The sequence below is a fragment of the Dactylosporangium sp. NPDC048998 genome (assembly GCF_043197855.1).
Taxonomy (GTDB): Bacteria; Actinomycetota; Actinomycetes; order Mycobacteriales; family Micromonosporaceae; genus Dactylosporangium.
This window is the reverse complement of the sequence record NZ_JBICTV010000059.1, coordinates 1-26,345: the sequence shown is the minus strand read 5'-3', so window position 1 is coordinate 26,345 and position 26,345 is coordinate 1. Positions and strand designations below refer to the sequence as shown.

Annotated in this window: 27 protein-coding genes; 15 read left to right on the top strand and 12 right to left on the bottom strand. The window is 73.7% G+C overall.

Features of this window, described 5'->3' with window-relative positions; genetic code table 11:
* The 3 genes from ACGFI8_RS46150 to ACGFI8_RS46140 all read left to right on the top strand — a co-directional run.
* Positions 1-303 (top strand): zinc ribbon domain-containing protein (locus ACGFI8_RS46150; RefSeq protein WP_392815024.1); only part of this gene is annotated, 303 nt, incomplete at its 5' end.
* A 105-nt stretch (positions 304-408) separates the two neighbouring features.
* Positions 409-1,950: an ATP-binding protein gene (locus ACGFI8_RS46145; RefSeq protein ID WP_392815021.1), complete on the top strand. Its 1,542-nt coding sequence runs from the start codon at positions 409-411 to the stop codon at positions 1,948-1,950.
* A gap of 1 nt (position 1,951) precedes the next feature.
* The gene (locus tag ACGFI8_RS46140; RefSeq protein WP_392815019.1) at positions 1,952-2,635 is read left to right on the top strand and encodes a response regulator; all 684 of its coding nucleotides are present in this window, start codon (positions 1,952-1,954) and stop codon (positions 2,633-2,635) included.
* A 460-nt stretch (positions 2,636-3,095) separates the two neighbouring features.
* On the opposite strand, the gene ACGFI8_RS46135 is transcribed toward ACGFI8_RS46140, so the two are convergent.
* Complete coding sequence (locus ACGFI8_RS46135) at positions 3,096-4,295, bottom strand: glycosyltransferase 87 family protein (protein ID WP_392815017.1); 1,200 nt, start codon at positions 4,293-4,295, stop codon at positions 3,096-3,098.
* Positions 4,296-4,569: 274 nt separating this feature from the next.
* Between ACGFI8_RS46135 and ACGFI8_RS46130 the strand changes: the two genes are divergently transcribed.
* A complete protein-coding gene (locus ACGFI8_RS46130) occupies positions 4,570-5,040 on the top strand; it encodes a hypothetical protein (protein ID WP_392815015.1) in 471 nt (156 codons plus the stop codon).
* A gap of 27 nt (positions 5,041-5,067) precedes the next feature.
* On the opposite strand, the gene ACGFI8_RS46125 is transcribed toward ACGFI8_RS46130, so the two are convergent.
* Positions 5,068-5,778, bottom strand: coding sequence for a LysR substrate-binding domain-containing protein (locus ACGFI8_RS46125; RefSeq protein ID WP_392815012.1), 711 nt, complete (start codon positions 5,776-5,778; stop codon positions 5,068-5,070).
* On the opposite strand from ACGFI8_RS46125, the gene ACGFI8_RS46120 reads away from it, so the two are divergent.
* From ACGFI8_RS46120 to ACGFI8_RS46110, 3 genes are read left to right on the top strand one after another with little or no spacing between them, the layout of a single operon-like run.
* The gene (locus ACGFI8_RS46120) at positions 5,761-6,126 is read left to right on the top strand and encodes an inositol monophosphatase family protein (protein WP_392815009.1); all 366 of its coding nucleotides are present in this window, start codon (positions 5,761-5,763) and stop codon (positions 6,124-6,126) included. The two genes, ACGFI8_RS46125 and ACGFI8_RS46120, sit on opposite strands and share 18 nt — an antisense overlap.
* Positions 6,126-6,746, top strand: coding sequence for an NAD(P)-dependent oxidoreductase (locus ACGFI8_RS46115; RefSeq protein WP_392815007.1), 621 nt, complete (start codon positions 6,126-6,128; stop codon positions 6,744-6,746). Before ACGFI8_RS46120 ends, ACGFI8_RS46115 begins: the two co-directional genes overlap by 1 nt.
* A gap of 28 nt (positions 6,747-6,774) precedes the next feature.
* Positions 6,775-7,215: an SRPBCC family protein gene (locus tag ACGFI8_RS46110; protein WP_392815005.1), complete on the top strand. Its 441-nt coding sequence runs from the start codon at positions 6,775-6,777 to the stop codon at positions 7,213-7,215.
* 17 nt (positions 7,216-7,232) lie between these two features.
* On the opposite strand, the gene ACGFI8_RS46105 is transcribed toward ACGFI8_RS46110, so the two are convergent.
* Entirely contained in the window at positions 7,233-7,391 is a 159-nt protein-coding gene (locus ACGFI8_RS46105; protein WP_392815002.1) for a hypothetical protein, read from the bottom strand.
* Between the two features lie 223 nt (positions 7,392-7,614).
* Between ACGFI8_RS46105 and ACGFI8_RS46100 the strand changes: the two genes are divergently transcribed.
* Both ACGFI8_RS46100 and ACGFI8_RS46095 read left to right on the top strand, forming a co-directional pair.
* Positions 7,615-7,941 carry a TfoX/Sxy family protein gene (locus ACGFI8_RS46100; RefSeq protein ID WP_392815000.1) on the top strand — a complete coding sequence of 109 codons (327 nt, stop codon included), beginning with the start codon at positions 7,615-7,617 and terminating at the stop codon, positions 7,939-7,941.
* A 4-nt stretch (positions 7,942-7,945) separates the two neighbouring features.
* Positions 7,946-9,196, top strand: coding sequence for an NYN domain-containing protein (locus ACGFI8_RS46095; protein WP_392814998.1), 1,251 nt, complete (start codon positions 7,946-7,948; stop codon positions 9,194-9,196).
* An 83-nt stretch (positions 9,197-9,279) separates the two neighbouring features.
* On the opposite strand, the gene ACGFI8_RS46090 is transcribed toward ACGFI8_RS46095, so the two are convergent.
* Positions 9,280-11,526, bottom strand: coding sequence for a glycoside hydrolase family 3 N-terminal domain-containing protein (locus tag ACGFI8_RS46090; protein WP_392814995.1), 2,247 nt, complete (start codon positions 11,524-11,526; stop codon positions 9,280-9,282).
* 97 nt (positions 11,527-11,623) lie between these two features.
* On the opposite strand from ACGFI8_RS46090, the gene ACGFI8_RS46085 reads away from it, so the two are divergent.
* Entirely contained in the window at positions 11,624-12,712 is a 1,089-nt protein-coding gene (locus ACGFI8_RS46085; RefSeq protein WP_392814993.1) for a LacI family DNA-binding transcriptional regulator, read from the top strand.
* Positions 12,713-12,744: 32 nt separating this feature from the next.
* On the opposite strand, the gene ACGFI8_RS46080 is transcribed toward ACGFI8_RS46085, so the two are convergent.
* The 4 genes from ACGFI8_RS46080 to ACGFI8_RS46065 all read right to left on the bottom strand — a co-directional run bounded on the left by ACGFI8_RS46080 (position 12,745) and on the right by ACGFI8_RS46065 (position 15,781).
* Complete coding sequence (locus ACGFI8_RS46080; RefSeq protein WP_392814990.1) at positions 12,745-13,404, bottom strand: DivIVA domain-containing protein; 660 nt, start codon at positions 13,402-13,404, stop codon at positions 12,745-12,747.
* The gene (locus ACGFI8_RS46075; protein ID WP_392814989.1) at positions 13,401-14,573 is read right to left on the bottom strand and encodes a globin domain-containing protein; all 1,173 of its coding nucleotides are present in this window, start codon (positions 14,571-14,573) and stop codon (positions 13,401-13,403) included. Before ACGFI8_RS46075 ends, ACGFI8_RS46080 begins: the two co-directional genes overlap by 4 nt.
* A complete protein-coding gene (locus tag ACGFI8_RS46070; protein WP_392814987.1) occupies positions 14,573-15,016 on the bottom strand; it encodes a group 1 truncated hemoglobin in 444 nt (147 codons plus the stop codon). The genes ACGFI8_RS46075 and ACGFI8_RS46070 overlap by 1 nt, the downstream gene beginning before the upstream one ends.
* Before the next feature lie 213 nt (positions 15,017-15,229).
* A complete protein-coding gene (locus tag ACGFI8_RS46065; protein ID WP_392814985.1) occupies positions 15,230-15,781 on the bottom strand; it encodes a hypothetical protein in 552 nt (183 codons plus the stop codon).
* A gap of 346 nt (positions 15,782-16,127) precedes the next feature.
* Between ACGFI8_RS46065 and ACGFI8_RS46060 the strand changes: the two genes are divergently transcribed.
* The 3 genes from ACGFI8_RS46060 to ACGFI8_RS46050 all read left to right on the top strand — a co-directional run bounded on the left by ACGFI8_RS46060 (position 16,128) and on the right by ACGFI8_RS46050 (position 18,168).
* Positions 16,128-16,814 (top strand): TetR/AcrR family transcriptional regulator C-terminal domain-containing protein, encoded by a 687-nt coding sequence (locus ACGFI8_RS46060; protein ID WP_392814984.1) that lies wholly within the window; start codon positions 16,128-16,130, stop codon positions 16,812-16,814.
* Between the two features lie 67 nt (positions 16,815-16,881).
* A complete protein-coding gene (locus tag ACGFI8_RS46055; RefSeq protein ID WP_392814982.1) occupies positions 16,882-17,082 on the top strand; it encodes a DUF1918 domain-containing protein in 201 nt (66 codons plus the stop codon).
* Positions 17,083-17,229: 147 nt separating this feature from the next.
* Entirely contained in the window at positions 17,230-18,168 is a 939-nt protein-coding gene (locus tag ACGFI8_RS46050) for a hypothetical protein (RefSeq protein ID WP_392814980.1), read from the top strand.
* Positions 18,169-18,312: 144 nt separating this feature from the next.
* On the opposite strand, the gene ACGFI8_RS46045 is transcribed toward ACGFI8_RS46050, so the two are convergent.
* Positions 18,313-19,233: an acyl-CoA desaturase gene (locus tag ACGFI8_RS46045; protein ID WP_392814977.1), complete on the bottom strand. Its 921-nt coding sequence runs from the start codon at positions 19,231-19,233 to the stop codon at positions 18,313-18,315.
* A gap of 92 nt (positions 19,234-19,325) precedes the next feature.
* Positions 19,326-22,865 carry a BTAD domain-containing putative transcriptional regulator gene (locus ACGFI8_RS46040; RefSeq protein WP_392814975.1) on the bottom strand — a complete coding sequence of 1,180 codons (3,540 nt, stop codon included), beginning with the start codon at positions 22,863-22,865 and terminating at the stop codon, positions 19,326-19,328.
* Between the two features lie 342 nt (positions 22,866-23,207).
* Here ACGFI8_RS46040 and zwf point away from each other — a divergent pair, with 342 nt between their 5' ends.
* Complete coding sequence (zwf, locus tag ACGFI8_RS46035) at positions 23,208-24,710, top strand: glucose-6-phosphate dehydrogenase (RefSeq protein WP_392814972.1); 1,503 nt, start codon at positions 23,208-23,210, stop codon at positions 24,708-24,710.
* A gap of 63 nt (positions 24,711-24,773) precedes the next feature.
* Complete coding sequence (locus ACGFI8_RS46030) at positions 24,774-24,899, top strand: hypothetical protein (protein WP_392814971.1); 126 nt, start codon at positions 24,774-24,776, stop codon at positions 24,897-24,899.
* 10 nt (positions 24,900-24,909) lie between these two features.
* Here ACGFI8_RS46030 and ACGFI8_RS46025 read toward each other — a convergent pair whose 3' ends face one another.
* Positions 24,910-25,641, bottom strand: coding sequence for an alpha/beta hydrolase (locus tag ACGFI8_RS46025; RefSeq protein WP_392814970.1), 732 nt, complete (start codon positions 25,639-25,641; stop codon positions 24,910-24,912).
* 186 nt (positions 25,642-25,827) lie between these two features.
* The gene (locus tag ACGFI8_RS46020) at positions 25,828-26,211 is read right to left on the bottom strand and encodes a VOC family protein (RefSeq protein WP_392814967.1); all 384 of its coding nucleotides are present in this window, start codon (positions 26,209-26,211) and stop codon (positions 25,828-25,830) included.
* Between the last annotated feature and the right edge of the window lie 134 nt (positions 26,212-26,345).

The following is a 26,345-nucleotide window of genomic DNA, read 5'->3' as shown; positions in this document are numbered from 1 at the left end:
CGGTTGCTCGTGGCCGACCGCTGGTATCCGTCCTCGAAGACCTGCTCGGGCTGCGGCGCGGTGAAAACCAAGCTGGCCCTGTCCGAGCGTGCATATCACTGCGAGGCGTGCGGCCTGGTCATCGACCGGGACCGCAACGCCTCGCTGAACCTGGCCGCGCTCGCGGCCCAGTACGACACCGCCGGGAGTGGCCCGGTGGCGGCACGTGGAGCCGACCGTAAGACCTGCATACGCGGGCAGGTGGCCGTGAAGCGTGAACCCGGCACGACGCCAGTCGGTCAGACCGGGACCGTCCCACCGTAAGGTAGGACTACCGATCGTGTGCTCACTAATGCGCGCCGAAAGGTAACGGGGAGCCAGCCCGCGTCCGGCCTGCGATCGTGTCGGTATTGGGGGAGGGGCGCACTGATGTTTTCGCGGTTCGGCCTGCGGTTCCGCATGGCCGCTTCGTACGTGCTGGTCTCGGCCGCGGCGGTGCTGCTGGTCGAGGCCGTCGTGCTCGCCGTCACGGTCCCCCGCATCGTCGCCGCCAACCGCGACGCCGATCGGGCCCGGCAGGAGGCCGCGGCCGCGACGACGGAGACCAACCAGGCCAAGGCCGCCAAGACAGCGCTGGAACTCGCGTCCAGGGCGGGCGCCTCGGCCACCGCGCTGCTGGCCCAGGAGCCCGGCCACAGCGACGCGGATCTGCTCGCCGCCGCGCTCGGGCGTGGCGGCCCGTTGGAGGTCTCCGGGCCCGGCCTGCACGCGGCGGTGGCGACCACCGAGGGGCGGGTGCTGCGCGGCGGCCCCGCCGACGTCTTCCCGGCGGGCAGCATGCTCCCCGCCGAGGCGCTGCACCTCGGCGCCGGGCCGGCCCGGCTGGGGGGCGCCGACGCGAGCTGGGCCGCCGCGCCGGTCGAGGTCGCCGCGCCCGGGGGCGAACGGCGCCGGATCGGCGTGGCGTACGTGGTGCTCTCGGCCGCGGCGCGGGTCGAAACGCCCACCGGGTCCGGCATCGACAAGAGCGAGGTCCTCGGCGGCGCCGACAAGGCCGCGGACAAGGCCGCCGGGGCGGACCCGGACGCCGGCTCCTCGTTGGTCGGGGTGGTCGCCCCGGCGGCTTTCGCCCTCGTGCTGCTGCTGCCGGTCGGCGCGCTCTTCGGGCTGCTGAGCACCGGCCGGCTGATTCGCCGCGTCCGTCGCCTGGCCGACGGTACCGCGGCGATGGCCGGCGGCGACCTGGATGTGCGTATCCCGACCTCCGGCGGCGACGAGGTCGGCCGGCTGGAGTCCGCGTTCAACACGATGGCCGCCGGGCTCGCCGCCGCGCGGGAGGCGCAGCGGGCCGCCGTCGGTGCGCAGGCCCGGCAGGCGGAGCGGGCCCGCATCGCCCGGGAGCTGCACGACGCCATCTCTCAGGACCTGTTCTCCGCGAGCCTGCTCGCCGGGGGCCTGCGCAGGGCCCTGCCGCCGGCCACCGAGCTGCAGCGGCAGGCCGCGGCGATGGAGGCATCGCTGGGCCGCACCATGCGCGAGATGCGGGCGATGCTGCTGGAGCTGCGGCCGATCGCGCTCGAGGACGCGGGCCTGGCCGAGGCGATCGGCGAGCTGTGCCGGGCGTACGAGGAGCGGGTCGGGGTGCGCATCTCCACCGCGATCGCGGAGCTGCCCGACGATCCCGCGATCGAGCATGCGGTACTCCGCGTGACCCAGGAGGCCCTCTCCAACGCGATCCGCCACGGCGACCCGGAGGCCGTGGAGCTGAGGATCGAGCCGGACGAGGGCGCGGTCGCGGTGACGGTCCGCGACGACGGCCGCGGCTTCGACCCGTCCACCGTCGCCGAGCGGCACGGCATGGGGCTGCGCCTCATGCGCGAGCGCGCCGCCGAGTTCGGCGGCACCGTCGAGGTGCACAGTGCCCCGGGGCGGGGCACGACACTGCGGGTACGACTGCCGATCGGGGTGTGACGTGGACGGTGTCATCCGGGTGCTGATCGCGGACGATCACGAGGTCGTCCGCCAGGGTCTGCGGTTCGTCCTCGGTCAGGAGCCGGGGGTCGAGGTGGTCGGCACGGCGGCGGACGGCGTCGCCGCGGTCGCCGAGACGCGGCGGCTGGCGCCCGACGTGGTGTTGCTGGACATGCTGATGCCCGGCCTGGACGGCCTCGGCGTGCTCCTGGCACTGTCCACGATGCGGCGGCGGCCGGCCGTGGTGGTGCTGACCTCCTACCAGGACGAGGGGCGCGCGCTGGAGGCGGTCCGCCTGGGTGCGCTCTCGTATCTGCCCAAGACCGCGTCGACCGACCGCGTCGTCGAGGCGGTCCACGCGGCCGCGGCCGGCGGCAGCGTCCTGGACCCGGGCGTGGCCGCGGAGCTGGTCCGGCGGGTCCGCGGCGCGGCCGGCGACGGGCCGCTGGAGCGGCTGTCGGCCCGCGAGCGCGAGGTGCTGGCGGAGCTGTCGCGCGGGCGCTCCAACCGGGAGATCGCCCGGACGCTGTCGCTGGGCGAGCAGACGGTGAAGTCCTACGTCTCCAGCATCCTCACCAAGCTGGACCTGCAGGACCGCACGCAGGCGGCCATCTTCGGCCTGCAGCACGGCGTGGTGCCGCTGGGCGACGCCCTCGACCAGGACCGCTTCCAGGCCGGACCGTAGGCAAACGGGCCGTTCCCGGCGAGGCGGGCCCGCTGCCCTAGTGCAGCTCCGCGTGAAACTAATCCTTGAGGGGTCAGGCTGCTTTGAGTGGGGTCGGCCGTCGTAGGTCCATCGGAAGGGCTTGGCGGTGAGGTTGTAGACCGCGACGAACTTGTTGATCTGGTCGGCGAGGTCTTGCTGGGAGGTGAACTCACCTCGGCGGAGCAGCCGGCGGTCCGCGTCGGCGATCCGCAGCGCGAGCACGGTTGCGGTCAGCGACGCCGCCAGCCGTTCCACGGTCTGCGCGGTCGAGCCGTAGAGGTACACGGGCAGGCCCTCGTCGGCCGCCCGGCGCAGTACCCGCAGGGTCAGGGTTCCTTCCTTGCCCGGTGCGGGATATCGCCAAGCCTGTACCCTTTGCCCGGCGATAAGCGCGCCGCGACGCCGCCCTGGACGGGTGGCTTTTGCGGAGGGTGGCGGGTTACGCCGTCTCGGCAAGCGACGGCCGCGTGGCCGGGGCCGGCAGCACCGTGGTGGGGCGCGGCGCCGATTTGACCGGTACCGTGAGCAGCAGCACCAGGCCGGTGATGACGTGCATGTTCGCGCCCGGCAGGTAGAGCGGGTTGGCGGGGTCCTTGAACAGCCAGAGGACCCTGGTGGCCATCAACCCGTAGATGCCGGCGCCGAGCAGCAGGTACCAGTACCGGTGGCGCCGATCGGCCCGCCGGTCGACGAGGACGAGCAGCGCCGGAATCTGCCAGACCAGGTGGTGCACCCAGCTGATCGGGCTGATCAGGCACACCGCCACACCGGTCAGCGCCAGGCCGGCCCAGGCGTCGTCGGCGGCGGCGGCGGCGGCCCGCCGCACCCGGTAGGCCCAGACCGCCAGGATGACCACGACGAGCGCGGGCCACACCGCCGCGGGCGCGTGCATCCTGGTCAATGCGCCGTCGAGGGACTGGTTTGGCACGGAGAAGATTTCGCCGACCCGGCCGGTCCGCCAGACCAGCGACGTCCAGTACGCGCGGGATGCCCCCGGGGCGATCAGCCATCCGAGGCCGACGGTCGCCAACGCCGTACCGGCGGCAATGAACCCTGCCCGATAACGCCTGGCGAGCAGCAGGTATGCGATGAACACCGCCGGGGTGAGCTTGATGCCGGCGGCGACACCGATGAGGATACCGGCGGCGGGATGCCGTCCGACCAGGTACAGCAGGTCGACCGCGACGAGCGTGAGCAGCACCAGGTTGATCTGGCCGAGACTGAGGGTGTCCCGCCAGGGTTCGGCCGCGGCGAGCAGAATCCCGCCGGCGAGCGTCGGTGCCCACCGGTGAAACCGTCGCCAGAGCAGCAGCAGCGTCCCCGACACCGACGTCATCGCGAGGGCAACGGCGGCGACCGGCCACGCCACGATCGTCATGGGCAGCATGGCGATCGCGGCGAACGGTGGATAGGTGAAGCCGAATACCCGCACGGTCTCCGGTTGGCGGTAGGCGTACAGGTCACCGCCGTGCGCCCAGGAACGGACCGCGCCGTGGTAGATCCGCAGGTCAAACTGGTGCTGCCAGCGCGCCGAGGCGGCGACGAACAGGGCGACGCAGACCGCGAGGACGGCCAGGCCGACCCATTGCCGCCCGGACACGCTCGACGCTGACGCGGATTCGTCCGCCCGGGTGTCCAACGTTCGGCTCTCCCGTCGGTATCGATGAGGCGAACCGCGGTCGACACCGCACGTGTACACATGTGGTGTCGTCCAGGAATGCGGTTCGACCGCAGCGAATGCCGGGCGGAGGCCTCGCGGCGCGATGTCGCGGTCCAGTGTTCCAAGCGGCGGGGCATCCCCGTGGCGTCTTGGCGAGACCGGGCCGGACGGACCGGGCTGATCGCCCGGCGGACTCACCCGCCGGGCGGAGTACCGACTGGGCTGCCGCCTGTGTGGCCAGAGTGTCGATCCAGTGCACCAGCAGGGCGGTCTCCGGGCCGCCGAGGACGCTCGGCCGGCCGCGCAGCAGCGCCGCGAGCTGAAGTGCTGTGTTCGGCTGGGTGACCAGGCTCAGCGCGACGCCGACGTTGGCCGACATGATCGTCTGCGCCGCCAGGCGAAGATGCCCGACACCGTCAAGACCGCCCTCGCTGACCGGGTGGAGGCACACCGGGCGGCCCGCTGGCCTCAACTGACCCGCCTGGTCGTGCGGTTCCGCGGCGACTACGCCTACCTCGACGCCGACGAGGACGGTGACATCTGGCCATTGTGCCGGCTGCGCTACACCGGCACCGCCGACCGATGGGGCTTCGCCATCCACCTGGCCAGCCGCGACGGCTACGAAGACTCGTTCCTCCCCAACGGCCAACCCGCCGGAACCCCCGAAGAGGCCATCGACTGCGCCTGCGGGCTCTACCTCGGCGACCCCACCGCCTGGTCCTGACCCCTCAAGGATTAACGCGGAGCTGCACTAGCCCTCGGGAAGGGCCAGCGCCGCGGCCACCCGCTCGCGCAGCAGGCCGCGCAGCCAGGCGTGCGCCCGGTCGGTGTCGAAGCGCTGGTGCCAGCACAGGATCACCGGCACCGGGGGCGCCGCGACCGGCAGGGGTAGCAGCCGCATCCCGTGCCGGGCCACGGCCGGCGCGGCGATCCGGGCGGGCAGCGTCACCACCGCGCCGGTCGCGGCGGCCAGGGCCAGCGCTGCGTCGGTGGCCGGCGCCGCCGCGACGGTGCGCCGCCGCAGCCCGGCGGCCTCGAGGGCGTCGTCGACCGGGTCGCGCAGCCGCCCGCGCCGCGACACGATGACGTGCTCGGCCGCCGCGTACCGCCGCGCCGGCAACGACCTCCCGCGCCACCCGGGCGGCACCGCCACGGCGAGGGCGTCGTGGCCGAGCACCTCGCCGCGGATCTCCGGCAGTGCCGGCTCGGCCGCGCCGATCTCGGCGTCGACCCGGCCGTGGCGCAGGTCGCTGGTCTCGGCGCCGGCCTCGGCAAGGAAGCGCAGCCGCACGCCCGGGGCCTGCGCCCGGACCGCGGCCAGCAGGCCGGGGCCGATCGCGGCGGTGACCGCGTCGTGGAAGCGCAGCGTGAAGGTGCGCTCCAGCGTGGCCGGGTCGGTCTCGCCGTCCGGCGACAGCAGCGCCTGCGCCTCCTGCACGAGCCGGTGCACGTCGGCACGCATCCGCAGCGCGCCGCGATCGTGGAGACCAGCCAGGTGGGCGACGAGCCCGCACCCGTCCAGGCCCGCATCGGTGCCGCGATCGGCGCGCTGATGAGCCGAGCGCTGCTGGTGCGCACGACGATCCCGACCACGTTTCCGATGCTCGCCGTCGCGGCCGGGCGCTCCGACGCCTTCTGGCAGTACGCGCCGGCCCTCACCGGCGTCGCCGCGGGCCTCCTGCTGGTCACCGAGGCCGGCGGTGTCGCCACCGACCTGGCCGGGGCGCCGTGGCGGCCGGGCGCGCCGGACCTGCTCGTCACCACGCCCGCGCTGCACGGCGCCGCCCTCGACGCCCTGGCGGGACTCTGATGGAGATCACCGTCCTGGGTGCCACCGGCGGTACCGGCCGGCAGCTCGTGCGCCAGGCGCTGGAGCGCGGCCACGTCGTCACGGCGATTGCCCGCGACCCGGCCCGCCTGGACGTGCCGGACACGCCGCGCCTCGCCCGGGTCGCGGCCGACGTCCGCGACCCGGAGGCCATCGCCCGCGCGCTGGCCGGCGCCGGCGCGATCGTCTCCGGCCTCGGCATCGCCTCCGGCGAGGCGCCGGGCGCGCTCACCGCGGGCGCCCGCGCGGCCGTCGCCGCGGCCCCCGGGCGCCTCGTGTGGCTGGGCGCCTTCGGCACCGGGACCTCGGCCCCGGCCGCCGGCGCGCCGACCCGGATCCTGTTGCGCACGTTCATGCGCGGCGAGCTGCCCGACCGTGTCGGCGCCGACGCGGCCGTGCTCGCCGCGGGCGGCACGGTGTTGCACGCCGGGCCGCTGTCCGACGGCCCGCTCGCCCCGGCCCGGCGTACGCTCACCCTCGCCGAGGTACCGCGCCGGCCGTTCCCGGCCCGGGTGAGCCGGGCCACCGTCGCCGCCGCGATGCTCGACGAGGCCGAGTCCGGCGCTCACCCCGGCATGACCCTGGTGCCGCTCGGGCGCTGACCGCCCGCGCGGGGTGCACGATGGTGGCGTGGCCGTGGACGTCCTGACCCAGATCGAGATCGGCCGGCCGCGCGACGTCGTCGCCGCATACGCCGCCGACCCGGGCAACGCCCCGCAGTGGTACGCCAACATCGCCTCGGTCGAATGGCGCACCGCGCCGCCGGTGCGCCTCGGCTCGCGGGTGACGTTCGTGGCCCGGTTTCTCGGCCGACGGCTCGTTTACACCTACGAGGTCGTCGAGTACACCGCCGGCGAGCGGCTGGTCATGCGCACCGCCGAGGGGCCGTTCCCGATGGAGACCACGTACACGTGGGCGGACCACCCCGGCGGCGGCACCCTGATGACCCTGCGCAACCGCGGCGAGCCGACCGGCCTCGGCCGTCTCGCGGGACCGCTGGTCGCGATGGCGATGCGCGCCGCGACCCGCAAGGACCTCGCCGCGCTGCGCCGCCGGCTCGAGCGGGGCTGAGCGGCCCGGCGGGGCAGTCAGCTGCCGAGCGAGGCGAAGAAGTCGCCGAAGCCGTTGGCGATGTCGAGGAGGCTGCCGCCGATGGAGCTCACCACGTTGGCCGCGGACTGCGGGCGATACGCGACGAAGAACACCAGGAACGCCAGGCCACCCCATCTGAGGATCTTCTTGACCATGGTCGCCTTTTCCTCCCCATCCGAACGCCGGACATTCAGCGTAGCCGATCTGTGACGCTCGGTGAAGCCGCCCCATGCGGTACCGCAATGACGATCGCAACACACTGAGGGGGATTCACGGCGGGTTCACTCAGGCCGCGCCGGATGCACGCATGGCGATGCGGCATCGAGGTGGTGCGTGCCGGCCCTTGTCGTGCGCCGCGGGGCCGTAGAATCGCTACCCGTGGCGTACGACGAGGTACTGGCCGATCGCCTCCGCGAGCGGCTGCAGGACCGCCCAGGCGTGGCGGAGAAGCGCATGTTCGGCGGCCTGGCGTTCCTCACCGACGGCAACATGACCGTCGGTGTCCACGGCGACGACCTGATCGTCCGCCTGAGCCCGCAGACCGGCGACGCCGCCCTGACCGGCCCCGGCACCCGTCCGTTCGACATCACCGGCCGCCCGATGCGCGGCTGGATCCTGGTCGCCGGCGACCATCTCGACGACGCGGACCTCGACCGCTGGATCGCCGAGGCCACCGCCTTCGTCGTCACCCTGCCGCCGAAGTAGCGCGATGGGGCACACACGCGCGGCGTTCTTCCTCGACTTCGACAACGTGTTCAGCGGGCTGTTCAAGCTCGACCCCGAGGTGGCCGTCCAGTTCGCCACGGAACCGGGCGCGTGGCTGCGGCGCCTCGCCACCACGCTCACCGCCGACGCCCCGCGGCGCTGGCTGATCCTGCGCTGCTACCTCAACCCGGCCGGGTGGGTCAACCACCGCGACGGCGCCGGGGAGCCGGCCCGGCTGTACTTCTCCCGGTTCCGGCCGTCGTTCGTGCGCGCCGGGTTCGAGGTCATCGACTGCCCGCGGTACAACGCGACCAAGAACGGCGCCGACATCCGCATCGTCGTGGACGCCGTCGACGCGCTCGCCGACGACACGCGCTACGAGGAGTTCGTCGTCGCGTCCGGCGACTCCGACATGACGCCGCTGCTGCAGCGGCTGCGGCGGGCTGACCGGCGCACGATGATCGTGTCGCCGTCCGACGCGGCCGAGGCGTTCACCGCGATCGCCGACCAGCTGCTCGACAGCCAGCAGCTGCTGGCGCTGGTGCAGGGCGAGCCGGTCGACCTGGACGACGACGCCGACGAGGTGGCCGCGGGGCTCGCCGACCCGGCGCGGGTCGACGAGGCGTACGCCCAGTTCCGCACCATCGTCACCGCCGACTATGAGGCGGCCGGTGCGCCGCTGAACATGGCGTCGCTGGCGCACCGGCTGCGCGGCGAGCTCGGCCCCGTGGTCGGCGCCAGCGGCTGGTTCGGCGTCGGCAGCTTCGCCCGGGCCGTGGAGACCCTGCAGCTGCCGGGGTTGCGCATGTCGCAGCACCTGCTGTGGGACGAGGGCCGGCACCCGGCCCCGGAGCCGGCCGCGCCCGGGGCGCAGCGCACCGCGCAGCCCGAGCCCGTCGAGCGCCTGGCCGACCAGCTCAGCCTGCCGCGGCTGCCGCAGGCGTGGTGGTCCTCGATCTACGAGACGCTGTCGGCGTACGCCCGCTCGCACAAGTTCAACCTGACGCAGTGCACCAGCTGGAGCCGCGACCAGCTGCGCGACGGCGGTGTGCCGGTCAGCCGCGGCGCGGTGGCCTTCGTCGTGCGGGGCACCTCGTTCGGCGGCTACCCGCTGCACCGCCAGCCCCCGCCGACCCCGGCCGAGATCGGCGCGGCGTTCGTCAACAACGTGCTGAGCCGTGCGGAGGCGGCCCAGATCCCGTTCACCGAGGACGAGGAGGCGGCGGTGCGGTCCTGGCTGAGCCCCGAGGCCTGAGCCGCACATCGCCCCGCTGTGCGATCCTCGGGTCTCAGCCGCCCTGCGCGGCTGAGGCTGTCCCTACCGCCGCCGATCGCTGATCAGGCCGGCAGGATCTCGAAGCCGGCCCGCAGCAGGTCGCCGGGCTTGGAGCTGCGCCCGACGAGCAGCTCGAAGCGGCCCGGCTCGACGACCCGGCGCCCGTCGGCGGTCACCAGCGAGCAGGCCGCCGCCGGCAGCTCGAGCTCGACCTCCAGCCGCTGCCCGGGCTCGACGGTGACCTGGCGGAACGCCTTCAGCTCGCGCTCGGCCCAGGTGACGCTGGTGACGAGGTCGCTGACGTACACCTGCACGGTCTCGATCGACGGCCGGGCGCCGGTGTTGGCCACCGTGACGCGGGCCCGGACGGTCCCGCCCGCGGGCACCCGGTCGCGCTCGACGCGCAGGTCCGAGTATTCGACCGTGGAGTACGACAGGCCCTCGCCGAAGGCGAACAGCGGCTCCTGGGTCAGGTCGGCGTAGCGGTTGCCGTGCTGGCCGCGGATCTGGTTGTAGTACACCGGCAGCTGCCCGGCGTGGCGGGCGAACGAGATCGGCAGCCGCCCGGCCGGCTCGATGAGCCCGAGCAGCAGCTCGGCGATGGCCCGGCCGCCCTGCATGCCCGGGTTGAACGCCTCGACGATCGCGGCGGCGCCGGCGGCCGACGGCGGCAGGGTCGACGGCTTGGACTGGATCAGCACGACGATCACCGGCCGGCCGGTGGCGACGAGCGCGTCGAGCAGCGCGTGCTGGCCGCCCTGCAGCTCCAGCGTGGCCGTGGACTTGCCCTCGCCGGTCAGCGCCACGTTGTCGCCGAGCACCGCCACGACGGCGTCGCTGGCCTCGGCGAGCGCGACGGCCTCGGCGATCGCGGCCGGGTCGGCGGGCGCGGGCTCGAACAGCGGCGGGCGGGGCTGACCGTCGGGGAAGTGGCTGCCGGCCGGGTCGGGCTGCAGGCTGCCGATCTGCGCCCCGGGCGCGTGGGCGACCGTCCAGCCCTGCGGGGCCAGCGCGCGCAGGCCGTCGAGCACGGTCGTGATCGTCTCCCGCGGGTGCCCGTCCGGCATCCAGTCGACCTGGCCCGACGCGCCGGCCCAGTCGCCGAGCTGGGCGTGCGGGTCGTCGGCGTTGGGGCCGACGACCGCGATGCGCCGGGCCGCACCCTGCAGCGGCAGCGTGCCGTCGTTGCGCAGCAGCACCAGCGAGCGGCGGGTGACCTGCAGGTTGAGCTCGGCGTGCGGGGCGCTGCCGATGACCGCGGCCTGGCGCTGCGGGTCGGCGGCGCGGGGGTTCTCGAACAGGCCCAGCTCGAATTTCAGGCGGAGGATGCGGCGCACGGCCGCGTCGATCTTCGCCTCGGCGAGGCGGCCCTCGGCGACGGCCCGCTGCGCGGCCTCGAAGAAGGCCGGGGTGGTCATGATCAGGTCGTTGCCGGACTCGACGGCGACGACGGCGGCCTCCACGTCGTCGGCGCAGACCTTCTGCTCCCAGACCATCCGCCCGACGTTGTCCCAGTCGGTGACGAGGGTGCCGGGGAAGCCCCACTCGTGCTTGAGCACGCCGTCGAGCAGCCAGCGGTTGGCGGTGACCGGGACGCCGTCGATCGCCTGGTAGCCGAGCATGAAGGTGGCGCAGCCGGCCTGCACCGCGCGCTCGAACGGCGGCAGGAACCAGGAGCGCAGCTTGCGCGGCGTGAGGTCGGCCTCGCTGGCGTCGCGGCCGCCCTGGGTCTCGGAGTAGCCGGCGAAGTGCTTGGCGGTGGCGAGCACCGCGGTGGTGTCGTTCAGACCCCCGCCCTGGTACCCCCGGATCATGGCGGCGCCGAGCTCCCCGATGAGGTGCGGGTCCTCGCCGAACGTCTCGTCGACGCGCCCCCAGCGCAGGTCGCGGGCGATGCACAGCACCGGCGAGAAGGTCCAGTGCAGCCCGGTCGTGGAGATCTCGGTTGCGGCCACGCGCGCGGCGCGCTCGACCAGCTCGGGGTCCCAGGTGCAGGCCATGCCGAGCTGGGTCGGGAACACGGTCGCGCCCGGCCAGAACGCGTGGCCGTGGATGCAGTCGTCGGCCATGAGCAGCGGGATGCGCAGCCGGGTGGACTCCACCATGGCCATCGCTTCGCGGATGCGGTCCGGGGAGGCGTGCAGCAGCGAGCCGGCCGTCCTGGTGAGCACCGCGTCGGCGAGGTCGAGCCGGGCATCGAGCTGCAGCATCTGGCCGACCTTCTCGGCGAGGGTCATCCGCCGGACGAGATCCTCGACGCGCTCCCTGACCGGCAGCGCCGCGTCCTGGTACGGGAGTCTCTCGGTCACAGTCGTCACGATCCGTCGTCCTCTGTCAGCCTGCTGGAAACTTTTTCTTGTAGTTTCCTGTTGATAGCGACGTTATGGGTAACCTACGCTGCTGTCAATGCGCGAAACTGTTTCGGGAGGCGGCATGGGCGACCAGCATTCGCGCGTCACGCTGGAGGACGTCGCCCTGGCCGCCGGGGTGTCGAAGGCCACCGCGTCGAAGGTGCTCAACGGGCGCCCCAACGTCGATCCGCGGACCCGCCGCAAGGTCGAGGAGACGATCACCGCGCTCGGCTACGTGCCCAGCACCGGCCCCCGCGAGGCCCAGGCCGACGCCGCCGTCGACGTCGTGTTCGACTCGATGGAGAGCATGTACTCCCTGCAGGTGCTCCACGGCATCCTGACCGCGGCCCGCGACCTCGGCGTCGAGGTCGTCGTCGACGTGCTCGACCAGGCCGGCGGGGCGGGCACGCCGCTGAGCGACGCGTGGCTGATGCGGTCCGCCGCCCGCCGCCGCCTGGGCGTCATCGTGGTGTCGCTGGCCCTCACCGCCGGCCAGGTCCGCACCGTGGAGGAGCTCGGCCTGCTGCTGGTCTCGGTTGACCTCACCGGCCCGCTCGGTGCCGGCCTGGCCAGCGTCGCCTCGACCAACTTCGCCGGCGGGACGCAGGCGACCCAGCACCTGGTGGCGCTGGGCCACCGGCGCATCGGCTTCGCCGGCCTGCCCGCGCAGATCGCGGCGTCGCGGGAGCGGCTGCACGGCTACCGCAACGCGCTCGAGCTGGCCGGCATCGAGGCCGACCCGGCCCTGGTCATGCACGGCGGCTTCTCCGCCGAGGCCGGCTGCCGGATGGCCCTGGAGCTGCTGCGCCTGCCCGACCCGCCGACCGCGATCTTCGCCGCCTGCGACGGCACCGCGTTCGGCGTGTTCGAGGCGGCCCGGCGGCTGGGCCGCCGGGTGCCCCAGGACCTGTCCATCGTCGGCTTCGACGACGTCGAGCCGGCCAAGCTGTCCTCGCCGCCACTGACGACGGTCCACCAGCCGATCGCCGACATGGGCCGGGTCGCGATGCGCACCCTGCACACCCTGGCCCGCGGCGGCGCGCCCGACTCGCTGCACATCCAGCTCGCCACCCACCTGGTGGTCCGCGAGTCGACCGCCCCGCCGCCGGCCGGCCGGGTTGCGGGGACGCCGGCGTTCAGCTGAGCAAGACCGGCGTCACCGTGCGCCCGCACCGTTTACGGGTTGTCGGCACGGTGCTGTCCGGCATTCGGGTACATCGGGTCGGTGCCGGTGTTGCCGAGGCCGAGGATGGGCGCGAGCCGGTCGAGGATGGAGCCCAGTTCCTGACGGGCGGCGTCGTCGGTGGCGTCGACCTGGGTACGCAGGCCGGAGAACTGGCGGATCGCCCACTGCGCGAGGGTGGCCAGCCTGGCCAGTTCCTCCCGATCGGCGCTGTAGGTGGGCCCCGAGGCGGCTCGATAGTCGCGCGCGGCCTGCTCGGCCGCGGCGTGTGCGGCTCGGAGGATCTCGTTGGCCTGCTGCCGGGACTGCGCCACGAGGTGCGCGGCGTTGGTCTGGGCGGCGGCGACCAGCTCGTCGACGTACTGCTGGGCCTGGACGCGCTGGGAGATGAGGGCCTCGTCCAGGCCGCGCGGAGCGTTGTCGGGCAGTTGGCCGTGGCGGCGTGCGTACAGCTCCCGCTGGAGCCGTTCGACCTCGTTCGCCAAGGTGCCGATCTGCGCGTCGCGGGCGGCGATCTCCTCGGCCACCCGCTGCAGCAGCGCGTTGACCTCCGCGGGGTCGTAGCCCTTGCGAAAGCCGATCTGGCGCAGGCGCGTGCTGCGGATCTCATGGGGCGAGAGGGGCCTGCGCCGGGGGGTGGGTTCTGCGCTCATGGTCGGGTCACCTCCTCGAAAACCCCATCCGGGGTCAGTGCAGCGCGCAGCGGCGCATAGGTTTTGTCGTCGAACTGCTCCACGTGGACATTGCCCGAGGCGTAGCCCTCATCGCGCAGCACCTGGCAGGTCCCGGCGACCATCGCCGGCGAACCGCACACGTAGATCTCGCGGTCGTGCCAGGAGCCGTTGTGCAGGGCTGCCTCGACCGCGGTGACCGGCTGGCCGCCCAGCGGATCGTCGGACAGTGCCGTGATGACCTGGACCCAGGGCAGATCGTCGGCGAGTTGGTTGAGTGCGGGCATGTCGTACAGGTCCCACCGGTTCGCAGCGCCGACCACGAGGGTGACCTTGCGGTCGTGCAGGCCGACGGCCAGCTGCTCGATGATCGCCTTCATGGGTGCGAGGCCGGTGCCACCCGCCAGCAACAACAGGTCGGGCCCGGGCGCGCTCGCCACGGTCAGGCGATTGCCGATCGGCGAGGCCAGGCGCAGCACGTCACCCTCGCGGGCCTGGTAGACCAGCGCGGAGGACAGTTGTCCGCCGGGCACGGCGCGGACATGGAACTCGATCGTCCCATCTCGGCGGGGAGCATTGGCCGGCGTCAGGTAGCGCCACACCTTCGGGCGCAGGTGCGACTCCACGGCGATGGACTGCCCGGCCCGGTAGCGAAGCTCCCCCTGCGGCCGCACGGTGAACGCGGCGATGTCGCCGGTTCGCCGTTCGTGGGAGACGATCTCGGCATTCCACCAGGCCGGCTCGAACGACTCGGCCGCGGCCGCGGCTTCGATCATCACCGTCGACACGATGCCGTACGCCTCGGTCCAGTCCGCGGCCAACTGATCGTTCCACGCGGGCCCCAGCCCGTGGGCCAAGGTGTGCAGCAGCGCCTGCCCGACAACGGGGTAGTGCTGAGGCTGGACCTCGAACCTGCGGTGGTCGCGGCCCAACTGCTGCACGAAGGCGACCAAGGCGTCGGTGTCCTCGACGTTGGACACGATGTGCCCGAGTGCGGTCAACAGCCGATCACGCTGGCCGCCCATCGAGGCGGAGAACATCGCGCGCAAGCCGGGATCGATGCTGAACAAGGTGGCGTAGAAGTAGGCAGCGGCCTGATCACCCAGCGTTGCGACCTGCGCCCAGCTTGCCTTGAGCGCGGCGGTGTCCACTACTGCGCGTCCCCGTGCGCCCCGGTCACCACCAGCGGACGGACCGAGCCCAGGATCCCGTCCGCGGCCTGCAGGATGTCCATCGGCACCTTGAAGTCGTGCATCACGGTCAGTAGGTGAAGGCTGACCCGTCGGTAGGTTTCGTCGGTGATGGCCAGATGGCCGTGCGACGTCTGCAGGTCACGGCCGGCGTACCGGTCGGGGCCGCCGAGCACCTTGGTCAGCATCAGCACCTGGTGGCGCTTGAGCGCGGCCAACCCGTCCGACTCCACCAGCGGCGTGAAGAACCCTGTGGTGGCCGGGTCGGCCAGCAGCCGTGAGTAGAACTCCTCCACGACCGCGGAAACCGCGCCGGCTCCGCCGATCGCGACGAATGCCGAGGATGGGTTCGTCTGCTGCGCCTCGTTGTCGAGTTGCCCCAGGAGGGCCGCGTCCTGCGTCATCGTCAATACCTTTCGTCGAGGGGATCTGCCCCGCAGGATCATGGATTCTGCCGAGCAGGACGGGTTTGACCGCGGAGAGCCTATAGGTCCGAGATTCGATTGGCCACCCGGGCATTCAACTGGCGACGAATAGCCGATTGCGCGGTGGCGCCGGTGTGTTGATCAAGCCGAGCGGGACCCGAGCAGACCTTCGAGCGCACCCGGCGACGGCGCTCAGCTGACGAAGACCGGCGTCACCGTGGCGGCCAGGTGTACCGCGCCGTCGCGGACGTCGAGGGGGACCGGGGCGCCGAACGCGTCGGTCCCGGCCGCGCTCGCCCCCGCCCAGGGCAGCGAGATCGCCACGGGCGGCGCGTCCTCGCCGTCGAAGGTGTCGCCGTCCGCCCACGCGATCCACAGCGGCCCGCGGCCCGGGCGCTCGACGTGGAAGCCGGCGCCGCGCCGCTCGACCGCCGTCGCGCCGGCCAGCTCGCGCGCCAGCAGGGCGAACGTCTCCGCGGCCGGGCGCCGCACGGTGAGCCCGCCCTCGGCGTCGAAGTCCAGCAGCGGCAGCCGGCCGAAGAGCAGGTCCATCATCTGGTACCGGTCGCGGTAGCCGGCGATCTCCGGCGCCAGGTTCCAGTAGGCCGTGCGGGTCACCCCGGCGTCCAGGGCCAGGACGGTGCGCATCACGAGCTGCCGGCACGCGATACGGTCCCGCTTCGCCGCCAGCGGCGCCGGGCAGTCCTCCATGAGCATCCGCAGCCGGGGCGGCAGCTCGTCCATCCCCGACGAACCTCGCGTAGTCGGCCACGTCCTTGGCCGGCGAAGGCGGCAGGAACGTCGCGGCCTGCCGGGTGGCCCATGGTGAGCTGGAGCACACGGTCAGCCACACCTCGGCCTCGCCGTCCAGCTGCCCCAGCAGCGCGTCGGCCGCGTCCCACGCGAACCGGCCGGGCTCGGGCTCGATCTGCGACCAGTACAGGTACGCCCGCACCAGCCCGGCGCCGAGCGCGCGGGCCTGCGGGACGAACTCGCCGGGCGGCCCGAAGAGGCCGTAACTGATCCCACGCACCACGCCGAGCCGGAAAGTTTCGTTCATATACTTATGTGTACCTCGTATAGTTAACGGATGACAACCGCAACGCCACCGGTGTGGGCTTTACCCGAGCCGCCCGCCCGCCAACGCCGCCTCGGCCGTGAGGAGGTCGTCGCCGCCGCGATGGAGCTCGCCGACTCCGGCGGCACGCAGGCGCTGACGATGAAGGCGGTCGCGGCGCGGCTGGGCCCCTACACGCCGATGGCCCTGTACCGGTACGTCCACCACAAGGACGGCCTGGTCGACCTCATGCTCGACGCCGCGGTCGCCCAGATCCCGCTGCCACCGTCCCCGGGCCCCGACTGGCGCGCCGACCTGCACGAGGTCGCCACCGCCACCCGCGCGATGATCAAGCGCCACGGCTGGTACGCCGAGCTGGTGCACACCAGGCCCCCCGCGGGCCCGCACACGATGCGAAGGCTCGAGCTCATGCTGCGGGTGCTCACCGGCCGCGGCGTGACGGTCGCCCGCGCGCTGACGTTCGCCGCGCTGATCGACCGCCACATCGTCGGCAGCGCCGTGCAGGAGGCGCAGGAGGCGCGCTTCGAGCCGCCGGCCGAGCCGGGCGCCTTCGCGACGGTGCACGACCTGGCCGCGGCGGACGGCACGGTGCCGCTGCTGACGAGCTGGCTGGCCGACCCCGCACCCGGCCCGCCTGACGAGCAGTTCGAGCTGGGTTTGCGGATGCTGCTGGACGGGATCGCCGCCCGCCTGCCCTGAAACCGCCCGGCCGGCCTCCGGTCCGGGCATCCTGGAAGGGTCCGCCGAAAGCGACCGAGGAGGAGCGATGCACGCAAACGTCGGAGATCGCCTGATCGTCGAGGGCGCTCACGTCGGCGACACACGCCGCGAGGGCATCATCACCCAGGTGCGGCGCGACGACCACACGCCGCCGTACACCGTACGCTGGCTCGACGGGCACGAGGGCCTGGTCTTCCCGGGCCCGGACGCCCACATCGTGCCGGCGGAGTCACCCAAGTCCCGCTGACCGCCGTCGGAGGCGAGCCGGGAGGAACCGGTCGCCCACCCGCGCCAGGTCGGGGCCGAACGGGACGCCGGGCGTGTATGCGCCCGGCGTGCCCCGGCGTCCGCCGGTGACCGGAACCGGGACCGGGCCGGGCGCGTCGGAGGAGGCATGCGATGGAGACTCGCCGCCGCCGCGGCGCTCGCCCTGCTCGCCGGCTGCGCCCGCGGAGTGGAGGGGCCGGCGGCACCGGCCGAGGTGCACGACGCCTGGACGTCCTGCCGGCAGCAGGTCGGGGACCCGTCGCCGTTCTCGCCGGCCGAGCCGCTGAAGCTGCCACGGCTGCCCCGCGACTTCGTGCCGGCGGCGGTCGTCGTGTGCTCGGTCGAGCCCCAGCAGCGCGCCGACGGCGGCGAGGACCTGGTACTCGCGGAGCGGCGCGGCACCGACGTCGGCGCGCTCACCGAAGCGCTGCGCCTGCCCGACCAGCCGATGACCGCCGTCTCGTGCACCGCCGACCTGCCGGGCGTGCCGTGGTTCGCCGTGTTCGACGCGGACGGCCGCTGGCTGCGCCCCGGTATCGCCCGCGACGTGTGCGGCAAGCTGCGCATCGAGGCGCGCGAGGCGGTCCGCACCCTGCGGCTCACCGTCGTGGCCACGACGGTGCTGCGCGAGACGGTGTCGTCGGCCGCCGCCGCGTCGGGCTGCGCGCAGGGGTGGTCCGACATGGTCTCGGTCGAGGCCGCCGAGCCCTCGCGCAACGTGGCCCCGTTCGACCCCCCGAAGAGCGAGATGCGCCTGTGCCTGTACCGCGTGCCGCCCGCCGAGCAGGGCAGCGCCAAGCCGGCCGGCGACTTCGAGCGCGGCGGCGTCCTGCCCGCGCAGCGCTGGACCGAGCTGCGCCAGGCCATGCTCGGCGCCGGAGCACCGTCCGCGTGCACGGCCCACGCGAGCCGGTTCGCGCTGCTGCGCCCCACGGACGACACCTCCGGCGAGGTGTACGTCGAGCTCGACGGCTGCCACCGCGTCCTGCTCACGCCCGGCTCGGGCGGCGCCGCGCTCCGCCAGGGCGACACGGCCCTCGCGGATCGCATCGACAAGGCCCTGTGACGACGGCGGCGCCGCCGGCCTCGCCCAGCACGGCGGGCGTGCCGGCCGGCGTCCGCGCTCGCCGGCTCAGGACCCGGACCCGCGGGCTCTGGCCGCCGGCCCGCTCGGCATCTGGATCTTCGAGCGCTGACCGGCGGGCCGCGGCTACGCGGGGTTGGCGGCGATGCGGGCCAGGCGCTGCGGGGTCGGCCAGCGCACGTCCCAGGCCCAGCCGGCCTTCTCGAACAGCCAGATGAGGCGGGCCGACACGTCGATCTGGCCGGGTAGCACGCCGTGGCGGGCGCAGGTCGGGTCGGCGTGGTGCAGGTTGTGCCACGACTCGCCCATGCTCAGGATGGCGAGCGGCCAGAAGTTCGCGGAGCGGTCGCGGGCGGCGAACGGGCGCTCGCCGATCATGTGGCACACGGAGTTCACCGACCAGGTCACGTGGTGCAGGGCGGTGACGCGGACGAGGCCGGCCCAGAAGAAGGCCGTCACCGCGCCCTGCCAGCTCCAGCTGATGAGGCCGCCGAGCAGGGCCGGTGCGGCGAGGGTGACGATCGTGAGCGGGCCGAACAGCCGGTGCACGAGGCGGATGTCGCGGTCGGCGAGCAGGTCGGGGGCGAAGCGCTCCTGGTTGGTCAGGTCGCGCTCGAGCACCCAGCCCAGGTGGGCGTGCCAGAAGCCGCGCACCAGCGCCGCCGGGGAGGTGCCGAACAGCCACGGCGAGTGCGGGTCGCCCTCCTTGTCGGAGAAGGCGTGGTGGCGGCGGTGGTCGGCGACCCAGTGCAGGATCGGGCCCTGTACCGCCATGCTGCCGACGACGGCCAGGCCGATGCGCAGCGCGCGCTTGGCCTTGAAGGCGCCATGGGTGAAGTACCGATGGAAGCCCACCGTCGCGCCGAGACACGTCACGGTGTAGAAGGCCGCGGCCAGGATGACATCCAGCCAGGCCAGCCCCCAGCCCCAGGCGATCGGGACCGCCGCGAGCAGCGCCAGGAACGGGATGATGACGAACGCGTAGACCGCGACGTGCGCCGGGATGGGGCGCTTGCGGCCAAGGAGGGGCTTCGCCGCCGTGGTCATGCGCGGACCGTATCCGCCGGTCATGGCTGGCACCCCGCGAACAGGATGCCGGCCAACGACGCTCAGATGACGTGATTGGCTGAGCCGAAGTGTCAGCCGGACGCCAGCTTGCGGCGGATCGCCGCCAGGGTGTCGCGGACCGTGTGCGGGGTGAGGAACCGCGCCTGCGCGATCTCGCGCTCGTCGGCGCCGCCCTCGGACATCGCGAGCATGCGCCGTTCGCTGGTGGTCAGCTGGACCGGTGGCTCGGCCGGCACGTCCTCGCCGCGCGCCGCGAGGACCGCGGCGACCTCGGCGCGCAGGCCCAGCGCGCCGCACTCCTCGGCCAGCTTCAGCGCCTCGCGTAAGAGGTCGGCCGAGTCGTCGACGACCCGCCCGAGGGCGAACAGCGCCCGGGTGTGCTCCAGCCGTGCCTCGGTGCCCGCGAGCATCTCGACGGCCTCGCGCAGCCGGTCCGCGTCGCCGGCGAGCTCGCCGGCCAGGCGAAGCGCGCGCCCCACCGCCCGCCGGCTGCCCCACCTGCGCATGCCGGCCAGATCGCGCTCGGCCGCCTCCAGAGCCTCCGCCGTCCGGCCGAGCCCGGCCAGCGCCATCGCGCGCAGGCTACGCTCCTCGAACCACTGCGGGTTGCCGCGGCGCTCGGCGGCCCGCAGCAGCGCCAGCGCCGCGTCGTGCCGGCCCTCCGCCATGAGCAGGTAGGCGTGCGCCTGGTCGACCAGCCGGACGCCGTCGCCGACCCGGGGCCGGTCCAGGTGCTCGTCGAGGAACGCCCGCGCGTCGGCCGGCCGCCCCTGGTCGACCAGCGCCCGGATCAGGAACGCCTCGCCGTAGGAGATGCCCAGCGCCGGCACCCCGCCCCAGGCGAGGCTCTGCTCGTTCGCCGCGGACAGGCGGTGCACCGCCTCGGGCAGGTCGCCGCGCTGCCACTCGCGCCAGCCCGACCACAGCTGCGCGGCGAGGACGGTGAACAGCGAGCCGCGGGTGTGCCCGAGCGCCAGTACGTCGTCCCAGAGGGTGCCGGTGCCAGCGTCGGTGCTCTCCAGCACCACGCCGGCGACGGCCCAGAACAGCCCCGGATCCCCGTCCAGCAGCACGCCGTCGGTCATCGCGAAGCGGGCCAGCCGGATCGCCTCCTCGCGCTCCTCGCCGCGCGCGAGCAGCTCCCACGCCCGGCACGCGGCGAGCATCCGTGCGCCCAGGCCGTCGCCGGTGATCGTCGTGGTGAAGTCGCCGGCGACGTACGCCTCGCCGCTGTACATGTACGCCGCGGTCCGTTCCAGCGCGATCATCGCCTGCCGCTCGTCGGCGAACTCCGCGGCCAGCCGGGCCACTGCCCGCCGGGCGAACGCCGGTGCGTTGCCCTCCGGCCCGGTGAAGATCAGCGTGTGGATGAGCATCCGGGAGACCTCGGCGAACGTCGCCTGGTCGGTGCGCGGGTCGTCGTATGCCTCCCGCAGGTGCGCGATCGCGGCCGGCCCGTCGCTGAGGGTCTCGACCCGGCCGAGCGCCAGCAGCACCTCGGGGCGCAGCCGCGGCTCGGGCGGCTCGGCGAGGGCCCGGCGCAGGTACGCCGCGGCGCCGTCAGGCGCGCCCCGGTGCAGCGCGGTGCCGGCCGCGGCGCGCAGCACCTCGACCACCCACGGGTCGCCGCGCTCGGGGATCAGCAGCAGGTGCGCGGCGATCTGCTCGGGGGCGGCGCCGCCGAGCACCCGGGCGGCGCGCTCGTGCTGCAACTGCCGCTCGCCCGGCGGGAGGTCCTGGTACACCGCGTCACGCACGAGCGGGTGGACGAAGCCGATGGGGTACTCGTGCCGGACCACCTCGGCCCGGGCGAGCGCGGCCACGGCCTGTGCCGCGGCGTGCTCGTCGACCTCCGCGAGCGCGGCGATCGTGGGCAGCCCCGCGCCGTCGCCGAGCACCGCGATGGCGCGGGCGACCGCGGTGCTGGCCGGAGGCATCCGCCGCAGCCGGAACAGCACCATGCTGGACACCGCCCGCGAGCCGATCGCGGTGACGGTGCCCGCGTGCGCGGCGGTCGGGCGCACCCCGCTGGCCTCCAGCGCCCGCAGCAGCTGGCGCAGCAGCAGCGGGTTGCCCGACGTGGTGCGGTGGCAGGCGGCGACGAACGCGTCCTCAGCGGCGTCGCCGAGCCCCTCGCGGACCAGGTCGGCGACCCCGGCGCGGGTCAGCGGCCCGGGACGCACCACGGCGGTGGCCGGGTCCAGCTGCAGCTCGGCGAGCAGCGCCTCATCGTCGTACTGCTCGCCGGTGCGCAGCGTGGCGACCACGAGCACGGGCAGGCCCTCGAGGCGGCGCACGAGGTAGGCTAGGAAGCGCAGCGACCCGGTGTCGCACCACTGCAGGTCGTCGACGACGATCGCCAGCGGCCGGGCCGAGGCGGCGTTGGCGGTGAGCCAGTAGAGCCCGTGCAGGGCCGCGAACGTGTGATCGCCGCGCGTCTGCGGGTCGTGCGTCAGATCGAACACGGCGGTCGCCGACGCGGCGGCACCGGACAGCAGCCGCTCCCGGGCCGCGGGGTCGGTCAACAACGTCTCGAACAGCTGCCGCGCGGCGCCGAAGCCGAACTCCTTCTCCAGCTGGCTGCCGCGCGCGGTCAGGGTGAGCGCGCCGTGCCCGTCGGCGATGCGGCGGGCCTCGGCGAGCAGCCGGCTCTTGCCGATGCCGGCCGGCCCCTCGATCAGCACGAGCCGGGCGATGCCGGCGAACGCCTCGGCGGCGGCGCCACGCAGGGCGGCGACCTCGCGCTCCCGGTCGACGAGCTGGTCCCGGGCCCGCACCGCCGGTACACCGTGAAATCCTGGCATGTCCGAAAAATCCGGCGCTCGCGCCGGATGCTTCGTGGCCTCGGCGGCCTCCAGGGTCGGGGCCTGGGCCAGCACTTCGCTTTCCAGCGCCCGCAGTGCCGGGCCCGGATCCACGCCGAGCTGCTCGGACAGGGTCTGCCGGGCCCGCCGCAGCGCGCCGAGGGCGTCGCCCTGGCGATGGGCCCGGTAGAGCGCGAGCACGAGCAGCCGCCACCGCTTCTCGCGCAGCGGCTGGTCGGCGACGAGCGCCTCGAGCTCCGGGACCAGCACCGCGCTCTCGCCCAGCGCCAGCCGCGCGGCCAGGACCTCCTCGCGGGCCACCTCGCGCAGCTCGCCCAGGCGGGCCGCCTCGGCCTGCGCCCAGGGCTCGTCGGCGTACTCCGCGTAGGCCGGGCCCTGCCACAGCCGCAGCGCGCCGGCGAGCAGGTCGCGCTGCTCGGCGTGCCGCCGCAGGCGCAACGCCCGCTGGACGGTCGTGTCGAAGCGCCACGCGTCGACCGCGTCCGGGTCGAGGGCGACCGCGTAGCCGGGCGGACGGCTGGCGATGACGTTGCCGCGGGCCCGCGCCGTGCCGCCCGGCTCGAGGCGGCGGCGCAGGTGGGAGACGTAGGCCTGCAAGGCGCCGGCGGCGCTGGCCGGCGGCCGGTCGCCCCACACGCAGTCGATCAGGCGGTCGGTGGGCACCACGTGGCCGCGGTTGAGCACGAGCACAGCGAGGACCGCGCGCTGGCGCCGGCCGCCGAGGTCGACGGGCTCGCCACGCAGGGTGGCGGTCAGGTTGCCGAGCACGCTGATCGACAGCTCCACCCGGCCTCGCTCCCTGCTCGTGGCGGCGAGCGCCGCCTGCGCAGACAAGGTACCGCGCGGGTGGCCTACAGGTAGACGTCCAAACGGCCGGTGAAGAGGCTCGAAGTCAGCCGTTCCAGCGCTGCTGGACGGCGTCGAAGTTCGTCCGGGCGTCCTCGGCCCGCCGGACCGCGGCGTCCAGCAGGCTGTCGGTGTCGTGGCGCGCGGGTCGTCCCATGTCCCCGACGTACTGACTAGGCTTGCGAGGGGCCGTCAGAGACGCCGGTCACGTTCCGGAATCGTTGCTGCGCGCTCCGGTTGACTCGTAATGTCACGGCGGCAGTCCGACGGAGAGGCATTCCCATGTCCAGCGACACGGTCCTGCAGGAATCCGACAACCGGCACGCCCCGCCGGCGACTGTGGTCATCTTCGGCGCCTCCGGCGACCTGACGCGTCGCAAGTTGATCCCCGCGATCGAGAGCCTGGCCCGGCACAACCGGCTCACGGAGCGGTTCGCGGTCGTGGGCGTGGCGCGCACCCCTATGGACGATGAGCGGTTCATCCACAACGTGCTGGGCGACCGCGGACTGTCCGGCATGCCGCAGCTGGCCGGCGCGGTGCGGTACATCGCCGGCGGCTACGACGACCCCGAGACCTACAAGAACCTCTCGACGCTGCTCGACGAGCTCGACGAGCAGCGCGGCACCGCCGGCAACCGGGTGTTCTACCTGTCCACCCCGGCCGAGGCGTTCCCGCTGGTCATCGACGGCCTCGCCGGCGCCGGGCTGAACCAGGCCCGGGACGGCTCCTTCGCCCGGCTGGTCATCGAGAAGCCGTACGGCCACGACGAGGGCAGCGCCAGGCAGCTCGACCAGACCGTGCATGCCGCCTTCGACGAGACGCAGGTCTTCCGCATCGACCACTACCTGGGCAAGGACACCGTCCAGAACGTGCTCGCGCTGCGCTTCGCCAACTCGATCTTCCAGCCGATCTGGGACCGCACCTGGGTCGACCACGTGCAGATCACCGTGGCCGAGACCCTGGGTGTGGGCACCCGCGGCAGCTTCTACGAGCACGCCGGCGCGATGCGCGACATCGTGCAGAACCACGTGCTGCAGGTGCTCGCCCTGGCCCTCATGGAGCCCCCGGCGTCGTTCTCCGCCGAGGCGGTGCGCAACGAGAAGGTGAAGCTGCTGCAGGCGATCCGCCTGCCCCGCGGCCGCGACATCGACGACATCGCGGTACGCGGGCAGTACACCCGCGGCGGCACCCGCGAGGAGCTCATGCCCGGCTACCGCGAGGAGCCCGGCGTCGACCCGCTCTCGCGCACCGAGACCTACGCGGCCCTGCGCCTCGACGTGGACAACTGGCGCTGGGCGGGCGTGCCCTTCTATGTGCGCACGGGCAAGCGGTTGCCCAGCCGCGTCACCGAGGTGGCGCTGCAGTTCCAGCGCCCGCCGCACCTGCCGATCCCCGACTCGCAGCTGACCGAGCTGCAGCCCGACGCCCTGATCCTGCGCATCCAGCCGGACGAGGGCATCGCGCTGCGCTTCGGCGCGAAGGTCCCCGGCCACTCGTTCCGCGTCCGCTCGGCGAGCATGGACTTCTCCTACGACAAGACGTTCCGCGAGGAGTCGCCGGAGGCGTACGAGCGTCTGCTGCTCGACGCGCTGATCGGCGACACGACGCTGTTCATCCGCTCCGACGAGGTCGAGCAGTGCTGGCGGATCGTCGACCCGATCATCGAGCACTGGGCCGAGGACAGTAGGCCGATCCCGACGTACGAGGCCGCCTCCTGGGGCCCGACGGACGCCAACCGCCTGATCGAGCGCAGCGGCCGCGCCTGGCGCAACACGGTGGCCTGACCCGCCTCTTCCCGCGACTTCCTTCGACGCCGCACTCGCCGCCCCGACCGGCCGGTACCGCCGATGGCTGGTACCGCCGCGGTCGGGGCGGTTGTGCATCTGCCGGCCATAGCCGTCGAGGAGGGCCGGGGCCTGTCCTCGATGAGCGGCCTGGTGGCCGACAGCTCCTATCGTCTGCTGCCGGCCTGACGGCCCGGCCTCACTTCAGGTGCCGGGCGAAGAACCGGTTCCCGTCGTCCCCCTCGAAATGCGGGACGCCGGTGTGCCCGCCCATGTTGGCGTGCAGCGTCTTCTCCTTGGAGCCGAAGGCGTCGAACAGGTCCAGGGCCAGCTGCCGGTCGTTTCCTTCGTCGTCCCACTGCAGCAGGACCTGTAGCGGAATGGTGACCTGCCGGGCCTCCTCGAACATGCTGCGGGGCACGAAACTCCCGGCGAACAGCAGGGCGGCCGAGATGCGCGGCTCGACCACCGCCAGCCGGAGGCCGATGGCGATCACCCCTCCCGAGTACCCGACCGGGCCGCCGATCCCGGGCAGCGAAAGGAGGGCGTCCAGGGCGGCCCGCCATTCCGGGACCGCCTGTTCGACCAGCGGGAGGACGAGCCGCTCGACGATCTCGTCGCCGACCGGCTCGCCGGCCTCCAGCGCCCGGCGCAGGTCGGCGCGGGCCTCCTCGGCGGCGGCGGAACGGGGCCGGTCACCGGCCCCGGGGAGCTCGATGGTGGCTGCGGCGAAGCCCTCCGCCACGCAGTGCCGGGCCCGGGCCACCAGTCGGGGATACATCCTGCGCAGTCCGCCGGGGTGGCCGACCAGGATCAGCGGCGCCGGTGCGGATGCGGATGCGGGCGTCCACAGGATGCCAGGGATCTCGCCGAGGGTGAATTCGCGTTCGAGGACGCCGTCGTCGAGGCGTTGTTCAGCAGTGAATTGCATGGTCGTGCCTTTCGGGAGTGCTCGTGAACGGCGCTCCCGGACGACCTATCGCCCGACCGTGACCCCAGAGGGGAGCACCCATGTCGAAACGTTCACGGGTACCACCTCCTCGGTTCTCGCACGGCCTCCGGAAAGCTAGCAGTGGTCGCCGTGATCCGCCAACAGGTTTTTGCGGAGTGCGGCGGGTCAGTCCCAGCGGGTGGCGTTGGCCTCGGACAGGGTGCCGGGGCGGTCCTGGACGACGCAGAACGGCAGGCCGGCCGGGTCGCGCATGACCTGCCAGTTCTCGGCGTGCTCCAGGCGGGTGGCGCCCAGCGCCTCCAGGCGGGCGACCTCCGCGTCCAGGTCGTCGGTGTGGAAGTCGAGGTGGACCCGGGCGGGGCCGTCGCCGAGCTGCTGGGTCAGCAGCAGCATGTCGTGGTTGGGCAGCTTCGCGCCGTTGAACTCCGGGTATTTCGCCACGACCGGGAGGTCGGCGCCGGCCGCGCCCGACCAGAAGGCCACCGTGGCGGCGTAGTCCGGGCGCGGCGCGTCGATGACGATCGCGTACAGCCTGCTGAAGTGAGCCACGCCCAGCAGTATGCGGCGTGGCCGCATCAGCGGAGCCGGGGGGGGGGGGGGGGGGGGGGGGGGGGGGGGGGGGGGGGGGGGGGGGGCGCCGGGGGGGCGCGGGGGGGGGGGGGGGGGGGGGGGGGGGGGGGGGC